Consider the following 15735-nt stretch of genomic DNA (forward strand, 5'->3'; position numbering starts at 1 on the left):
TCACATGCCGCAAAGAACCGCAGGAAAAGAAGTAACAGCGCTACTGGAAGAGTGGGGCGTGAAACATATTTATGGAATGCCCGGCGACAGTATTAACGAATTAATCGAAGAACTAAGGCATGAATCAAGCAAAATTCAATTTATACAAACAAGACATGAAGAAGTGGCAGCACTTTCAGCAGCAGCTGATGCGAAACTAACAGGCAAACTTGGTGTTTGTTTATCAATTGCTGGGCCAGGTGCTGTCCACTTATTAAATGGACTATACGATGCAAAAGCGGATGGTGCACCTGTATTAGCGATTGCAGGGCAGGTTGCCTCAACTGAAGTAGGCAGAGATGCATTTCAAGAAATCAAATTAGAGCGGATGTTTGACGATGTTGCTGTCTTTAATCAGCAAGTACAAACAGCAGAAGCTCTGCCTGACTTATTGAATCAAGCCATCAAAGCTGCTTATACCCATAAAGGGGTGGCGGTTCTCACTGTCTCAGATGATTTATTTTCTCAGAAAATTAAGCGGAGTCCCGTTTATACATCTCCTCTTTACGTAGAGGGAGACGTGCGGCCCAAGAAAGATCAACTGCTAAAGGCTGCTCAACTCATTAACAATGCGAAGAAGCCAGTCATCTTAGCAGGAAAAGGATTAAGAAATGCAAAAGAAGAGCTTCTTTCGTTTGCAGAAAAGGCAGCTGCACCGATCGTCATTACACTTCCTGCAAAAGGTGTTGTTCCAGACAGGCATCCATACTTTTTAGGGAACCTAGGTCAGATCGGGACGAAGCCTGCATATGAAGCGATGGAAGAGTGCGATTTATTAATCATGCTTGGAACCTCCTTCCCATATAGGGATTACTTACCGGAAGACACACCTGCCATTCAATTGGATATCAAATCGGATCAGATCGGTAAAAGATATCCAGTAGAAGTGGGGATTGTAAGTGACAGTAAAAATGGTCTTCATGAACTAACCTCTTATATTGAATATAAAGAGCAGCGCGGTTTCCTTGAAGCTTGTACAGAGCATATGATGAAGTGGCGAGAAGAAATGGATAAGGAAAAATCTATTGCCACATCACCGCTTAAACCGCAACAAGTCATCGCTAGATTAGAAGAAGCGGTCGATGATGATGCCATTCTTTCAGTTGATGTCGGTAATGTGACGGTATGGATGGCACGTCATTTCCAAATGAAGCAGCAGGATTTCATTATTTCCAGCTGGCTTGCCACAATGGGCTGTGGTTTACCTGGCGCAATATCAGCTAAATTAAACGAACCAAACCGCCAAGCCATTGCTGTCTGTGGTGACGGAGGCTTCACAATGGTGATGCAAGATTTTGTGACGGCGGTAAAATATAAACTGCCAATTGTCGTTGTGATTTTAAACAACAACAACCTTGGTATGATTGAATATGAACAACAGGTAAAAGGCAACATCAACTATGGTATAGAGCTGGAAGATATTGATTTTGCAAAATTTGCAGAAGCATGCGGTGGTAAAGGAATCTCGGTGTCATCACATGAAGAACTAGCACCAGCCTTTGATCAAGCACTTCAAGCTGAGAAACCTGTGATCATTGATGTTGCGGTGACCAATGAACCACCGTTACCTGGGAAAATCACATACACACAAGCAGCAGGCTTTAGTAAATATTTATTGAAAAAATTCTTTGAAAAAGGTGAGCTGGATATCCCTCCACTCAAGAAAAGCCTCAAACGCTTTTTCTAAACAGCAGGTAGTCGGTCCTCCAATTAGGGGGACTGACTTTTTTGTTGAACAAGGAAAAACATTTCAATTGTCACTTGTTTTCTTTTGTATAAAAATATCCAGACTGGATTTTTGTAACTTAAAGCCTATTTTTCCAATTCGATGAGAAAGGTAAAATAGACTTTATGATCAATAATGGAGGGAGTGGATTTTTCTGGGTAAGATACTTGATGCAAAAGCACTAACCAGTGCCATGGATACAAGGGCGAAACACTATCAGGCACTCCGTGAAGAAATGGTTGATTTAAAAAAAGCGCTACAGGGCGTGACGAATCTAGGTGATGACTTTACTGGAAAAGGTGCCGATAATATTAAAAGCTTCTACAAAGAACTCGCCGGAAATGTGGACATGTTCATCAGCTTTATTGATAAGCAAAAAGCCTTTCATGAAGGTGTTTCTGGAACGCTTGATGATACAAACTTTGGCGGCGATACCTTTGTAGAAGAACACTTTTTAGACAACGCTGTACATATGGGCATCAAAAACGCCAAAAGCATTGTAAAGGATCAAAAAAAAGCACTCAAAACGATTTTTCAAGATATTGATGACCTCATTTCTCTGGAGGTATTTGATAGTAAAACCTTTGACGAAAAGATTGCAGATGCGGAAGATGAACGCAAGAAAACGGTTAAAGATTTAATAGAACTTGATCAAAATCTAAAAGATGAATATGCTTTGTCAGAGACTGAGGAGAAGGCTACAATGGCATTGTACGCAGAAATGATGAATGCGACAAATGACGGAAAATCCATTTCGCCTATGAATTTTGACAAGAAAGCGTATCAAAATAGCGAAATCTACAAGGCAAAAAGCGATATTGAGAAGCAAACTTCTGAATATCTAAAAATCAAAAAAGATCAAGAAGAAGCCCGCAAGATCGCAAAGGAACAAGAAGCACTCGCCAACCGTCCGTGGTATGAAAAAGCTCTTGATTACGGAGGAAATATCGTCAATGAACTGACAGGAGTGAACGATGCAAAACGCGCCGCAACGGGCGTTGATCCGATCACAGGTGAAGAACTCACCGCAGGACAGCGAGTCGCCGCAGGTGGCATGGCAGCAGCAGGCTACATCCCGATTGTCGGCTGGGCAGGACGCATTTTCAAAGGTGGAAAAGCCGTCTATAAAACGACTCAAGCCACGTCTGCCGCAGTTAGAGCAGTCGACATTTACAAGACATCACAGAAGTCTTTTGACGCCCTGAAAACATCTCAAAAAGGCTTATATGGACTCACCGCAACAAACGGCTTCAGCGAAGCGATTACGGGTCGAGATATGTTTGGAAATAAAGTCTCGAAAGAACAGCAGGAAGCGAGTATGAATGCGGCGCTAGGGATGCTTTTACCGTTTGGGGCGAAAGGGTTTCATGGGAAGATGGGGATTAAAAAAACAAGTGGTTTAAGTAAAATACCTGAAAATAGCATTAAACATTCTAATAAAGGAGATTTCACAACAAACCCTAAAACAGGGGATATTTCAAAAATGAAGGGTGGAGGACACGGACAACACAATATAAAATTCTTACAAGAAAATAATATAGAATATAATATAAATAAAGTATATGAGAACGGTGTTAGGATAGGGAATGTGCCTGGTCATAAGGTGAAAGCAAAACGAACAGGTTCTAACCAATCTTGGTTCCCAGAAAACTGGACAGAATCTGATATTGCGGCAGCGGGTGCCAAAATTGTTGAGTCACCTGATTTTTCTAAAGTGGAAAATGGAGTGGCTATCTTTGGTGAATATAAAGGAGTAAGAGTTGGAGTTATTAAAACCAATGGAGAAGTAGGAACTATTTTTCCGGATGCTACAAAACAACCTTAATGTGGAGGATCAAGATGGACATTGAAAATACATTAAATAGAGTATTAGATAAAAGAAAAAAATTAGATTTAAATGATGATTACGGTATACAGAAGAGTTGGGATGAAATAATAGAAATTCTCGGAGAAAACGAAGAGAGAACGTTGGAATATTTAGATCGTTGCAGTAAAGAAGATTTATATTGGATAAGTGAAGTGTTTGAAGACATATCAGAAGTTTTACAAAGTAAGGAATTAATTAAATGTTTGCGTAGGTTGGATAAAAAATATCCTGAATTAGAGATGAAACAAGATATTGATCTAGCAGAAAGCTATATTGAAGATTAAATTTTATGATCTATTTAACTAATAATAATATGTTAATCTAATCCAATCACCACAAAAAAGGAGAATCAGCCATGCTATGGATTTTCACACAAAACCAGCAAAGTCTGGTCCACGTCAATGAAGTCACAGTACAGGGTAAAAAAATTGAAGGGATCATGGGAAATGATTCTTGGACAAAAACTCTCGGCAAGTATGACTCAAGCGATCGAGCAGCAGAGATTCTGCAAGACATTGTGAAGACGGTTGAAGAAAATCAAGGTGCATCTATTACATACCGAATGCCTCATCAATAAAAAAGAAACCACCTTTTCCTAATGGAAAGGTGGTTTCTTTTTTATGAAGGTGTTTTAGTAAAGGCTAAAAATAACGGGATGCCTGTGCCGACAAGTGTAGTGGCGAATAGGAACATACCGCAAATGAATAGAAAATGACTGGCTGAAAAGACGAGTGCCAGAATAAGAAATACGATGCTGAGTCCTGCCATGCTATATGATGGGACAAAGCGGCGTTTGTATGTGGCTTTCTTTGTTAGGAATGAGAAGAAAATGCCAAATAATAAAGGGACAATCCATAAGTAAAATAAAATAATAAGAGACATACATCATACCTCGATTTTTTCCTTCTATTTTATCAGATGCCAATCACAACGGATACTACAAAGCTTCACTTTGTAAAATAGTTCATGCAATCGACACAATTAAGTGGGCTGATTGATCGAACTCGTTTTTTGTTTCATATATTCAGGCTGTAAAAGTGCGTACACACAGTGATCGGCAAAGTGGTCGCCCAGCCATTCACATTGTCTTAATATGCCTTCAAGTGAAAAAGATAAACGCTCTGCGATGCGTCTGCTTTTTTGATTATCAACAGCGGCCCTTATTTCAATGCGATGCAGACCGCACTCTTCAAATAAATAGTGAATGACCGCTTTGCATGCTTTTGTCATGATGCCTTTTCCTTGATAGCCTTCCCCGAGCCAATAGCCAATGGAAACCGTCCGATTAATCCAATGAATTTGGTGGGTGCCAATGATACCAACGAGTTCTCCATGTGACCAGATTCCAGCCTGAAAACCATTGTTTTGCAAAGCTTGCTGCATGGCACCTTGAATAAACGCCATGCTGTCTTCTTCTGTCTGCGTCGAATCGACCCATAGCATCCATTCACGTAAGTGCTCTCTTGAGCGTTGGATGAGCAGATACAGACTTCTCGCGTCTCTTGGTTCAAGCAGACGCATGGATAGATCTTGATCCTGATAAAAAAACATGTGATCACATCCTCTCAAGGGAAATTCTACCACAACCCGATATAAAAGACAGCCTGATCACTGTCTTTTACATAAACGTATCCACAATTAAAAACAGATTAAGTGCGACAACAAGAGCTGCTATCACCCAAGATATTCCGGTCACCCAGCGAGCATTCGTCAAATCGCCCATAATTCGTTTTTTACTTGTAAACAAAATGAGCGGAATTAAAGCAAACGCAATTCCAAAGGATAAGACCACTTGACTCATCACAAGCGCAGATGTCGGATTGACCCCAGATGCAATGATCGCAATAGGGGGAATGATGGTAATTAGCCGGCGGACATACAGCGGAATTCGGTACTGAATAAAACCTTGCATAATAATATCGCCTGACAGTGTACCGACAGAAGAACTGGAAAGTCCAGCTACAAGCAGACCTACACCAAATAAGATCGCTGATACAGGACCTGCGAGAGTTCCAAAATGCTGAAATGCTACATCTAAATCCTCAACAAAAAGACCATTTTTAAAAAATAAAGCAGCTGCTACAATCAACATGCTGGCATTGATGGCGCCAGCAACTACCATCGCAATGAGGATGTCTAAAAACTCAAAACGAAAAATCAGCTTTTTCTCTTTTTCCGTTCTGCCGACGACTCTTCTTTGCGTTAAGGCTGAATGGAGATAGATCGCATGCGGCATCACCGTAGCGCCTAAAATACCAGCGGCAAGCAGTACGCTGTCTGTCCCTTCAAACCTTGGAATGAACAGTCCACCGGCGACACTTGCAAGATCAGGTTTAGCCACAAAGGTTTGTACAGCGAAAGCAATCACGACAACAAACAGCATGCCGGTAATTCCTGCTTCTAACGCTCGATAACCTCGTCTTTGGAGCTCTAAAATGGCAAAAGAACCGATCGCTGCAATAATCGATGCTTCAAGTAGCGGGATACGAAAGAGTAAGTATAAACCAAGGGCAGCCCCGATAAATTCGGCTAAATCTGTGGCGATAATGACGAGTTCGCCCTGAATCCATAAACCGATCGAGACTGGTTTTGGAAACTCTTCTCGAGCAATTTCAGGTAAATTTTTCCCTGTTGCGATTCCAAGCTTTGCAGACAAAGACTGGATGAGTAAGGCCATGAGATTGGATATGAGAATGACCCATAACAGAAGGTAGCCATATTTCGAGCCAGCCGCAATGTTGGTCGCAAAGTTTCCTGGATCAATATAGGCAATGGCGGCGATAAAAGCAGGCCCGAGAAAAGGAAGGAGCCTTCTAAAACCTTTCACCTTTCCTTCAAGTGCACGCTCCGCTGCCACTGACATGTGGGCTTGTGCCTCGATGTATTTGTTTGTCATATGTCATCACCTAGATTCTACAAAGTTTTGCTTTGGCACAAAAAGTTTCCTCGATGCAATTTTTAATCATCATATGCCCATCTTCATGAAAAGTCAACTATCTGAACTAATAGGTTTGTTTATCATATGTAAGTGAAAAAAATAGATACCTTGTCAATCAAAACATAAAAAACACCGCCTCTTATCTTAGGCGGTGCATCCTCTGCTTCCTCTTCTTTTGTATCGTTTTTTAAGAAACCCTTGATCCAACGCTGCGGAAGATCAAGCTTAAAATAATGACAAAAATGGCTGCTCCTAAGATCGCTGGAATGATCGCAAATCCTGCCAGACTAGGACCCCACGTTCCAAGTAATCCATGACCAATCCAAGCACCTGCAAGCCCAGCAATCATTGAACCGATCCAGCCTCCTGGTACACTGCCTCCAGCGAGTGCACTCCCAATGAGACCAATGACAATCGCCACAACTAATGAAATCAGAAATCCTAACATGTTGATCACTCCTCTTTTGTTTGTTTACTAAGCAATAACCGTTTTAAAAGAGATTAAAACCTTTCGGAACCACTTCAATGTTCGATACGTATGATGGACAAGGATTGTGTATAATAACAGACATATACTTGAACGGCATCTAAGGAGGCAAATGGCATGGAGGAAAGAGAGTGGCTAAAAGCACAATTAAAAGAGATTGAAAAATGGGAGAAAGACCAGCAAAAGGTATGGTTTTGGGAGAAACTCAGCCGGCTTCCATTTCAAATGCTGGACAAGCTGACCCCTGCCTTTATTCAAAAGAAAATCGGTGTGTTATTAGATGAGATGGGGCACTACATTCAATCAGGCGGTGTCTATTTGACGTCAGAGAAAGGCATTATTCATCAATTTCAAAAGAAATGTGCTGATGAATCGATTCAGCGTATTGAAGATATTGAGGCGGCTCCGATCGAGGTCATGGATGCCATTAGTGATCAGATGGGGAAAAACCGAACAAACCTCGCCACTGTGCAAGGTGCGACAACAGGTGTCGGAGGTATGTTTACATTAGCGGCAGATATTCCGGCTGTCCTCGGTCTCTCTTTAAAAACATTACAGGATATCGCCGTCACCTATGGCTATGATCCGAAAAATAAAGAAGAACGAGTCTTTATCATTAAATGTTTACAGTTGAATTCTGCTGACGTTGTTGGGAAAAAATCAATATTAAAAGAGCTGAAGAGCTATCATGCATCAGAAGGGAAGCACGAAAACATGATCTCTCAAATTCAAGGATGGCGTGAGGTCGTATATAACTACCGTGATTCGTTTGGCTGGAAGAAGCTGTTTCAACTTGTCCCAATTGCGGGGATTTTGTTTGGTGCAGCGTCCAACCGCTCACAGTTAAAAGGAATTGCCGAAACAGGCATCATGCAATATCGAAAGCGCAGAATATTAACAAGATTAGAGGAGCTCGCTCAGCAAGAACAGCGAGACTCCGGCGCATAAAAAATCCCTCTCTAAAAGGGATTTTTTATTTGGTCTCAGCATCTTCTTCAAACGCTTGAATCGGAGAATATTCATAGCGTGCCCGGAGCTCGCGGATTTGTTTGATCAAGGTGGAACCGATGATCCTTTCTGCTTCATCATACAAAGGATCGAGCGCTTTCATCCATTTTTGCCGCTCTGCTGGTGTTAATTCGTGTATGGCAATTGGAGATTCGCGTTTAATATCCTCCAGCTGATCCTTGTTCATTTGTTCGGCATGTTTTTCATTCCATGCCGTTGTTTCTTCCATCGCTTCGAGTAAAATTCGCTTCGTCTCAGGTGTTTGACGATCAAAAAAGGATTGATCTGTTAAGACGACATACCCTAAATACCCGTGATTACTGATCGTCATATAGTCTTGTATATGATAGAATTTTTTTGAATAAATATTTGAAATTGTATTTTCTTCACCGTCTACTTTTTTTGTTTCTAGCAGCTGAAATGTTGAATTAAACGATTCCTGATAGGGTTTTGCGCCAAGAAGCTTGAATTGCTTTTCAATCATGTCACTTTGCATAATACGGAGAGATTGTTTTTTTAAATCACTAGGCTGCTTGATTGGGCCTTTATTCGAAGTGATTTGCTTAAAGCCATTTGTCCAGTAGGCCATTCCCTTTAGTCCGTCTTTTTGCAGTGTGCCGAACAGTCTCTGTCCAATCGCACCATGTAACCCTTCTTGGACAGCATCGTAGTTAGAAAAGGCAAAGGGCAGATCAAGTGCCAGCCATTCAGGGGACAGCATGCCGAGCTTTGACGTAGACGGAGCAATAAATTGAACTTGATTCTCTTTTAGTGCATTAATTTCTTCGATATCAGAATAAAGACTCCCGTTTGAAAAGATTTGAATGCTGATCCTGCCGTCGGATTTTTCATGAACAAGCTCAGCAAATTTCTTTGCAGCCAGCCCTTTTGGGGTGTTATCTGCGACAACATGGCTGAATTTGAACACAAGCTGATCCTTCAGCCCTGTCTGTTCATCGTCGAAGGTAGTCGCTGATTTAGGCATCATATGATAAAAGCCAAAGTATAAAGCGGTTACAAAACCGATGATGAGCAATAGCGTATAGGCGAGTAAATTCTTCATGCGTCAGATCCTCCTTATGTCAAGGATACTTGACAGAGGAAGAATTCGTAAAGATACAGGTGAAAAAATGATGAGAAATCGACTGAAATTACAACAATTATCTATTAGATGGAAGCTCACCATCCTCACATATTTCGTTGTCATTTTTGCCCTTTTAATCGGAGGAATTGTTCTGGTCGGGGGAATTCAGCAAACAGAGGAACGAGAACTTCGAAAAAGGCTCATGAACACGGCAAGAACAGTAGCTGAGATGAATGAGGTAAAGCAGGCATTGGATGATCAGACAAAGGAGCGTGCTCGGTTGCAGCATGCCATTGAAGAGATTCGGATTATCCAAGATGCTGACTACATTGTTGTCATGGATATGGATCACGTGCGATTGACACATCCAGTGAAAACAAGGATTGGCCAGCGCTCTGAGGGGACAGATGAAGAACCTGCCTTTGCAGAGCATATCTATTTCTCAGAAGCACAGGGAGAGCTTGGCACAGCCATTAGAGCCTTTTATCCAGTAAAGGATGAAAAATTTAACCAAACAGGGGTTGTACTAGTCGGAAGAACATTGCCGAGTATGGCAGATATATTAGGAGAAATGAAGCAGGATATCCTCATGATCCTTTTGCTGACGCTCAGCTTCGGGCTTGTCGGTTCATTTTTGCTCGCCCGTCATATTAAACAGCAAATGTTTAAGCTGGAGCCGCATGAGATTGTCAGAATGCTAGAGGAGCGCACCGCTACCTTTCACTCCATTAATGAAGGGGTCATTGCCATTGATAACCAGCACATGATCACCATTTTTAATGAAAAAGCAAAGCAAATTTTCAGCGTGACAGGTGATGTAGTGGGCCGAAATATTTGGGATGTGCTATCAGATACAAGGCTTCCAGAAATCATTGACCGCGCAGAACCCGTCTACAATGAAGAAATTCATATGAGCGGAAAGCGGATCATGAGCAGCAGAATTCCGATTGTGATGAAAAAGAAAATCATCGGAGCGGTTGCGATTTTTCAGGACCGGACAGAGGCGGCCAAATTGGCGGAGGAATTAACCGGGGTGAAGAACTTCGTTGATGGCCTGCGGGTGCAAAATCATGAACATATGAATAAGCTTCATACAATTGCGGGATTAATTCAGCTGGGGAAAGTCGATCAAGCACTCGATTTAGCGTTTCAAACGACCGAAGAACAGGAGCATGTGACGGACTTTCTCCACCGTGTGATACAGCATGACGCAGTGGCAGGTTTATTGATGAGCAAGATAAGAAGGGGCAAGGAGCTTGGAATCAAGGTTGAAGTAGATGAAAATAGCAGTCTGCGCGATTTCCCAGAGCGGCTGGATCAGCATGATATGACGAAGCTACTTGGCAACCTGATCGAGAACGCCTTTGCCGCGTATGATACTGTAGAAAGAGACACAAAACTCATTTCTATTAGTATTGATCAAACAGAGGATGTCCTTGCGATCTTAATTGAAGATTATGGATCTGGAATAGAAGAGGACATGATTCCTCATATTTTCGACAAAGGCTTTACTCACGGTAAAGAAGGCGGAACAGGCTACGGACTGTATATTGTAAAAACGATTATCGACAAAGGGATGGGAAATGTAGAAGTCACATCAAGCATCGGCATTGGTACCACCTTCTCAATCGAATTCCCAATGACAATAGAGGAGAGAGACAGATGACCCAGATTAAGGTGCTATTAATTGAAGATGACCCGATGGTGCAAGAAGTCAATAAAGAGTTCATTAAGAGTGTCCCTGGCTTTCAAGTTGCGGCTGTAGCAGGAAATGGCGAGCAGGGCATCCAGCTAATCAAAGACATTCGCCCAGATCTTGTGGTGCTCGATGTGTATATGCCTAAAAAAGATGGCGTCAAAACACTGCAAGACATCAGAAAGCAAAAGATGCAGGTGGATGTGATTGTTATTTCGGCAGCAAAGGACAAAGAGACGATCGGCACCATGCTTCAAAATGGTGCCCGAGATTATATCATTAAGCCATTTAAGTTTGAACGGATGAAGGAATCTCTTGAAAGCTATAAAGCGTTCAAATCAAAAATTCGTACCGCAGCAGAATTTTCTCAAGAGATGCTCGATGATATCATACGAAAGCCTGCAGTTAAGCAGGAAGAGACATGGCTTCCTAAGGGGCTGAATGTGCATACGATGAATGAAATTAAAGCCTATATGCGTATGCAAGAAGGAGCGCAGTCTGCAGAGGAAGTCGCCAATGCACTTGGGATTGCACGTGTCACGGCCCGCCGTTATTTAGACTTCCTTGTAAAAGAAGGCGAGCTGAAATTAGATATGCAATATGGCGGGGTCGGACGCCCTGTGAATAAATATATCGTACATTCTGACTAAGAGACCAAAAAGACCAAAATGTACGATATGTCCATAAGCTTCACAGTCTTTGATGAAATCGCTATCATTTACCTACAGATAACAGTTAAGCGTTTACATCAAAGGGTGAGGGAGTTGATTTTTTATGAAGAGGCTATTGAAGAACCTGTCATTTCAGGTCATTGCAGCTGTCATTATCGGGATCATTGTTGGGATGGTTTGGCCAAACGTCGGGAAAGAAATGAAGCCGCTTGGTGACACATTTATTAATGCAGTGAAAATGGTCATTGCACCCATTATTTTCTTAACCATTGTTCTTGGAATTGCCAAGATGGGGGACATGAAAAAGGTTGGAAAAGTTGGGGGAAAAGCTTTTATCTATTTTGAAGTTGTGACGACGCTTGCGCTTGTCATCGGACTGTTTGTGGTCAATATCATGAAGCCGGGAGCGGGTCTTGACTATAGTAAGCTTGAAAAAGGGGATGTCTCGCAATATACCCAAAATGGGGGACAGGGTATCGACTGGATGGAGTTTGTCACACACATTGTGCCATCTAACATGGTAGATGCCTTTGCAAAGGGAGATATTTTACAGGTCTTATTCTTCTCTATTTTATTCGGTGTTGCGCTCGCTGCACTTGGCGAGAAGGGGAAAGGCATCATCGAATGGCTTGATAAGCTGTCGCTTGTCTTCTTTAAAATCATTGGTTACATCATGCGTGCCGCGCCATTAGGGGCATTTGGAGCAATGGCTTATACAATCGGACACTTCGGTTTAGCTTCAATTAAACCACTAGCTAGTCTGATGCTTTCCGTTTATATGACGATGTTCTTGTTTATTTTCGTCGTGCTGAACATCATTTGTAAAATGTATGGCTTCAGCCTGTTCGGTTATCTCCGTTTTATCAAAGATGAAATTTTAATTGTTCTTGGCACAAGTTCTTCAGAATCTGTCTTGCCAAGAATGATGGATAAAATGGAACGCTACGGGTGCTCTAAGTCGGTTGTTGGACTTGTCATTCCGACAGGCTATTCCTTTAACTTAGATGGAACCTCAATCTACTTGTCCATGGCCGTGGTCTTCTTAGCGCAAGTGTTTGGGGTGGATCTATCCATCGGACAGCAGATCACGATTATCCTTGTTCTGATGCTCACATCAAAGGGAGCAGCTGGAGTCACAGGAAGCGGATTTATCGTGCTGGCTTCTACACTTGCTGCACTTCAGGTTATCCCGCTAGAAGGTCTTGCACTGCTATTAGGGGTCGACCGTTTCATGAGTGAAGGAAGAGCGATTACGAACCTGATTGGAAATGGAATTGCTACAATTGTTGTAGCGAAAAGTGAAGGGGAATTTGACGAAGCGAAGAGTAAAACAGCGCTTCAGGAAATGCGAAATATCAAGCAGGCTGTTTAGTATAAAAACAACCAAAAACCGAAACCTTATGTCTACATGGGGTTCGGTTTTTTCTTGTGTAAAAAAAGAAAAAACATAAAAGCTTGATTAATTTAGGACGAATCGTAAGACCTCATTGACCTTTTGTTATATAATTTACAGAAAGATCCGATATAATGAATAGGAGATCCAACGAAAAATAGACTTTAGTCCTGGCAGGTGTGTAACGTATGGCGGCATTTTTTAAATTGTTCGAAAAACCTGGTATCAAGAGGTTTTCAGTATTTGTAGTATTAGCCACAGCATTATATCTATTAAGAGGAATGATGAATTTAATCCTCCTAACCTTCATTTTCACTTTTTTAATGAACCGGTTAGAAGAGGTCATAAGAGGCTTTTTAAATCGCTTCCTGAAAATAGGACAGAAATCAGTCATCACCATTTTGTACATCCTTCTGGCTGGTGGATTGACGTTTGGCGGCTTTGTGTTTGTGCCCATCATTGCTAAACAGGTGGAACAGTTATTTCATTTAGGGAAAAAGATTGCAGATCATCCACAAGATTTACCCTTCTTTGACGTCGTCACCAATGTGTTCGGAGATTTCAAAATATCTTCTTTCTTCGAGAAAGGGTTTAATTTCCTCTATACATACTTAACAGATTTCAGCACGTTCAGTATCCAGGTCATTATGTCCTTAATATTAAGCATGTTCTTCCTGTTCGAAAAGGAACGCCTCATTCAATTCATGAATAAGTTCAAAACGAGTAAAATCTCCGTGTTCTATCATGAAATTGCCTTCTTTGGACGTAAGTTTTCCAGAACATTTGGTAAGGTACTTGAAGCACAGTTCATCATTGCAACAGTTAACTGTGTCTTAACGACAATTGCGCTTGGCATTATGGGCTTCCCGCAATTATTTGGATTAGCGGTCATGGTCTTCTTGTTAGGTTTAATTCCGGTAGCGGGTGTGGTCATCTCCCTCGTTCCACTCAGCATCATTGCGTATACACTTGGAGGCGGAATGTACGTCCTATATATTGTGCTGGTGATCGTGATCATCCATGCCATTGAAGCCTACTTCTTAAATCCAAAGCTCATGTCAGCTAAAACAGAGCTCCCTATTTTCTTCACGTTTATTGTCCTGATCTTTTCTGAACACTATATTGGCATTTGGGGACTGATTATCGGCATCCCAATCTTTGTGTTTATCTTAGATATCTTGGAGGTCACAAATAAGGAAGAAAGTAATTAAAAAGTTCATATGAACCTGTTTACAATTTTCTAAAAATAAGGTATAAATAGTATGAAAATATCATATTACCACACGCTTAATCCTTCTAAAGGAATGGGGGACCCAAGTTTTTGGGGTGAATTTTTCTTATTTAAGAAAAAAGGACATCTCTTCGTCCTAACCCGTCAGCTAACCTCATCAGCGTGAAGAGAGTAGACAGTGGTACACGTATGGACACGCAGGCCCACGAGAAGACTCTCTCGTGGGCCTTTTTGACGAGGAAGGGGAGATTTTATTGAAGCTTGCGACGAAAATTATTATTGCTTTAATTGTAGGTGCAATCACAGGACTACTGCTCAACATTTTTGCTCCAAATGTATTCAAAGTGTTAGACCCTTATCTATTTACACCTCTAGGTCAAATCTTCTTAAACCTGATTAAAATGTTAGTTGTACCGATTGTCTTCTTTTCGATCACACTTGGTGTAGCAGGCCTTGGCGATCCGAAAAAACTTGGCAGAATCGGCGTAAAAACCATTACTTACTTTCTACTCACTACGACTTTTGCCATCATTATTGGCATTTCATTGGCCTTACTTATTAAGCCAGGCGCATTTGGCAATTTTGATACGAAAGCGGCAGAATATTCCGCTAAGGAAGCCCCATCAATGGCAGACACACTACTCAATATTATTCCAACCAATCCAGTCCAATCTCTAGTTGAAGGAAATATGCTTCAAATTATCGTCTTCTGTGTATTTTTGGGTCTTGGCATTGCCTTGCTCGGTAAAAAAACAGAAGGTTTGCTGAAGCTGTTTGAACAAGGAAATGAATTAATGATGTATCTTGTCGGTGTTGTGATGAAATTCGCACCGTACGGGACATTCGGTTTGATCGCAACGGCGATTGGCAGTCAGGGGCTCGATGCTATGAAAGCGATGGGACTTTACTTCTCAGTCGTCTTAATTGCGCTGATCTTGCATTTCTTCCTGACCTATGGGTCAACCGTTGCCCTATTAGCTAAACGAAATCCAATGGCATTCTTCAAAGGATTTTCTCCAGCGATGGTTGTGGCATTTAGTACATCAAGCAGTAACGCAGTGCTGCCAGTATCGATGGAAACAGCTCAAAAGCGCTTAAAGGTGCCAGAACCTATTTCAAGCTTTGTGCAGCCGCTAGGTGCGACCATTAATATGGATGGTACAGCGATCATGCAAGGGGTTGCGACTATTTTTATCGCACAAGTGTATGGAGTTGAATTAACCCTTGTTCAAATGCTGACAGTTGTCTTAACGGCAGTACTAGCAAGTATTGGCACAGCAGGTGTCCCAGGGGTAGGGCTCATCATGCTAGCCATGGTTTTAAATTCCGTGAATCTTCCAGTTGAGGGCATTGCGCTGATCCTTGGCATAGACCGCTTATTAGACATGGCTAGAACCGTGGTCAATATTACAGGTGACGCAGCATGTGCGGTGATTGTTTCTGAAACCGAGAAGAAACATGAGAAGGAAGCACCAACACCTAATTTATCACTGTAACAACAAGAAGGGCTGACTGGATCAGCCCTTTTTTTCGTGGAACGGCTTGTCTAGCGTGATATACTTTTTACAGGATGAGCGGCCGTAACTGCCGCCATA

Annotated in this window: 15 protein-coding genes and 1 riboswitch; of the genes, 10 read left to right on the forward strand and 5 right to left on the reverse strand. The window is 41.8% G+C overall.

The genetic code is table 11. The annotated features are described in order from the left end of the window. The first annotated feature begins 4 nt into the window (after window positions 1-4). From ACTJJD_RS14280 to ACTJJD_RS14295, 4 genes are all read left to right on the forward strand, one after another. Window positions 5-1726 carry a pyruvate oxidase gene (locus ACTJJD_RS14280; RefSeq protein ID WP_065459891.1) on the forward strand — a complete coding sequence of 574 codons (1722 nt, stop codon included), beginning with the start codon at window positions 5-7 and terminating at the stop codon, window positions 1724-1726. Window positions 1727-1958: 232 nt separating this feature from the next. After that, the gene (locus ACTJJD_RS14285) at window positions 1959-3590 is read left to right on the forward strand and encodes a T7SS effector LXG polymorphic toxin (protein ID WP_440608571.1); all 1632 of its coding nucleotides are present in this window, start codon (window positions 1959-1961) and stop codon (window positions 3588-3590) included. A gap of 14 nt (window positions 3591-3604) precedes the next feature. Further along, the gene (locus ACTJJD_RS14290) at window positions 3605-3916 is read left to right on the forward strand and encodes a hypothetical protein (RefSeq protein ID WP_017358411.1); all 312 of its coding nucleotides are present in this window, start codon (window positions 3605-3607) and stop codon (window positions 3914-3916) included. Between the two features lie 71 nt (window positions 3917-3987). Further along, on the forward strand, window positions 3988-4209 hold the full coding sequence (locus tag ACTJJD_RS14295) for a hypothetical protein (protein ID WP_017358410.1): 222 nt from the start codon (window positions 3988-3990) through the stop codon (window positions 4207-4209). Between the two features lie 41 nt (window positions 4210-4250). On the opposite strand, the gene ACTJJD_RS14300 is transcribed toward ACTJJD_RS14295, so the two are convergent. The 4 genes from ACTJJD_RS14300 to ACTJJD_RS14315 form a co-directional block, all read right to left on the reverse strand. Further along, entirely contained in the window at window positions 4251-4514 is a 264-nt protein-coding gene (locus ACTJJD_RS14300; protein ID WP_008346966.1) for a hypothetical protein, read from the reverse strand. A 99-nt stretch (window positions 4515-4613) separates the two neighbouring features. After that, window positions 4614-5183 carry a GNAT family N-acetyltransferase gene (locus tag ACTJJD_RS14305; RefSeq protein WP_212362190.1) on the reverse strand — a complete coding sequence of 190 codons (570 nt, stop codon included), beginning with the start codon at window positions 5181-5183 and terminating at the stop codon, window positions 4614-4616. 67 nt (window positions 5184-5250) lie between these two features. Beyond that, entirely contained in the window at window positions 5251-6528 is a 1278-nt protein-coding gene (locus ACTJJD_RS14310) for an Nramp family divalent metal transporter (protein WP_008346963.1), read from the reverse strand. Window positions 6529-6757: 229 nt separating this feature from the next. After that, window positions 6758-7018, reverse strand: coding sequence for a GlsB/YeaQ/YmgE family stress response membrane protein (locus tag ACTJJD_RS14315; RefSeq protein ID WP_003214275.1), 261 nt, complete (start codon window positions 7016-7018; stop codon window positions 6758-6760). 156 nt (window positions 7019-7174) lie between these two features. On the opposite strand from ACTJJD_RS14315, the gene ACTJJD_RS14320 reads away from it, so the two are divergent. Then, window positions 7175-8005: an EcsC family protein gene (locus ACTJJD_RS14320; RefSeq protein ID WP_024720476.1), complete on the forward strand. Its 831-nt coding sequence runs from the start codon at window positions 7175-7177 to the stop codon at window positions 8003-8005. Between the two features lie 25 nt (window positions 8006-8030). On the opposite strand, the gene ACTJJD_RS14325 is transcribed toward ACTJJD_RS14320, so the two are convergent. Next, a complete protein-coding gene (locus ACTJJD_RS14325; RefSeq protein ID WP_025206786.1) occupies window positions 8031-9128 on the reverse strand; it encodes a TRAP transporter substrate-binding protein in 1098 nt (365 codons plus the stop codon). A gap of 67 nt (window positions 9129-9195) precedes the next feature. On the opposite strand from ACTJJD_RS14325, the gene ACTJJD_RS14330 reads away from it, so the two are divergent. The 5 genes from ACTJJD_RS14330 (at window position 9196) to ACTJJD_RS14350 (ending at window position 15636) form a co-directional block, all read left to right on the forward strand. Next, window positions 9196-10815 carry an ATP-binding protein gene (locus tag ACTJJD_RS14330; protein WP_417894831.1) on the forward strand — a complete coding sequence of 540 codons (1620 nt, stop codon included), beginning with the start codon at window positions 9196-9198 and terminating at the stop codon, window positions 10813-10815. Further along, window positions 10812-11495, forward strand: a complete 684-nt coding sequence (locus ACTJJD_RS14335) for a response regulator (protein WP_326241946.1) — start codon at window positions 10812-10814, stop codon at window positions 11493-11495. The genes ACTJJD_RS14330 and ACTJJD_RS14335 overlap by 4 nt, the downstream gene beginning before the upstream one ends. Window positions 11496-11619: 124 nt before the next feature. Next, the gene (gene dctP / locus ACTJJD_RS14340; protein ID WP_440608572.1) at window positions 11620-12888 is read left to right on the forward strand and encodes a C4-dicarboxylate transporter DctP; all 1269 of its coding nucleotides are present in this window, start codon (window positions 11620-11622) and stop codon (window positions 12886-12888) included. Window positions 12889-13097: 209 nt separating this feature from the next. Beyond that, entirely contained in the window at window positions 13098-14120 is a 1023-nt protein-coding gene (locus tag ACTJJD_RS14345; RefSeq protein WP_431793239.1) for an AI-2E family transporter, read from the forward strand. 63 nt (window positions 14121-14183) lie between these two features. Beyond that, a riboswitch (cyclic di-AMP (ydaO/yuaA leader) is annotated at window positions 14184-14317 on the forward strand. A gap of 44 nt (window positions 14318-14361) precedes the next feature. After that, window positions 14362-15636 (forward strand): dicarboxylate/amino acid:cation symporter, encoded by a 1275-nt coding sequence (locus ACTJJD_RS14350; RefSeq protein WP_082627000.1) that lies wholly within the window; start codon window positions 14362-14364, stop codon window positions 15634-15636. Window positions 15637-15735 lie beyond the last annotated feature (99 nt).

Origin of the sequence: Bacillus sp. 22446, assembly GCF_052044955.1 — a bacterium.
Taxonomy (GTDB): domain Bacteria; phylum Bacillota; class Bacilli; order Bacillales; family Bacillaceae; genus Bacillus; species Bacillus altitudinis.

Excerpts from the sequence above, each read along its gene's own strand:
- ACTJJD_RS14280 (WP_065459891.1), top strand. The coding sequence starts at position 5 with ATGCCGCAAAGAACCGCAGGAAAAGAAGTAACAGCGCTACTGGAAGAG.
- ACTJJD_RS14285 (WP_440608571.1), top strand. The coding sequence starts at position 1,959 with ATGGATACAAGGGCGAAACACTATCAGGCACTCCGTGAAGAAATGGTT.
- ACTJJD_RS14290 (WP_017358411.1), top strand. The coding sequence starts at position 3,605 with ATGGACATTGAAAATACATTAAATAGAGTATTAGATAAAAGAAAAAAA.
- ACTJJD_RS14295 (WP_017358410.1), top strand. The coding sequence starts at position 3,988 with ATGCTATGGATTTTCACACAAAACCAGCAAAGTCTGGTCCACGTCAAT.
- ACTJJD_RS14300 (WP_008346966.1), bottom strand. The coding sequence starts at position 4,514 with ATGTCTCTTATTATTTTATTTTACTTATGGATTGTCCCTTTATTATTT.
- ACTJJD_RS14305 (WP_212362190.1), bottom strand. The coding sequence starts at position 5,183 with ATGTTTTTTTATCAGGATCAAGATCTATCCATGCGTCTGCTTGAACCA.
- ACTJJD_RS14310 (WP_008346963.1), bottom strand. The coding sequence starts at position 6,528 with ATGACAAACAAATACATCGAGGCACAAGCCCACATGTCAGTGGCAGCG.
- ACTJJD_RS14315 (WP_003214275.1), bottom strand. The coding sequence starts at position 7,018 with ATGTTAGGATTTCTGATTTCATTAGTTGTGGCGATTGTCATTGGTCTC.
- ACTJJD_RS14320 (WP_024720476.1), top strand. The coding sequence starts at position 7,175 with ATGGAGGAAAGAGAGTGGCTAAAAGCACAATTAAAAGAGATTGAAAAA.
- ACTJJD_RS14325 (WP_025206786.1), bottom strand. The coding sequence starts at position 9,128 with ATGAAGAATTTACTCGCCTATACGCTATTGCTCATCATCGGTTTTGTA.
- ACTJJD_RS14330 (WP_417894831.1), top strand. The coding sequence starts at position 9,196 with ATGATGAGAAATCGACTGAAATTACAACAATTATCTATTAGATGGAAG.
- ACTJJD_RS14335 (WP_326241946.1), top strand. The coding sequence starts at position 10,812 with ATGACCCAGATTAAGGTGCTATTAATTGAAGATGACCCGATGGTGCAA.
- dctP (WP_440608572.1), top strand. The coding sequence starts at position 11,620 with ATGAAGAGGCTATTGAAGAACCTGTCATTTCAGGTCATTGCAGCTGTC.
- ACTJJD_RS14345 (WP_431793239.1), top strand. The coding sequence starts at position 13,098 with ATGGCGGCATTTTTTAAATTGTTCGAAAAACCTGGTATCAAGAGGTTT.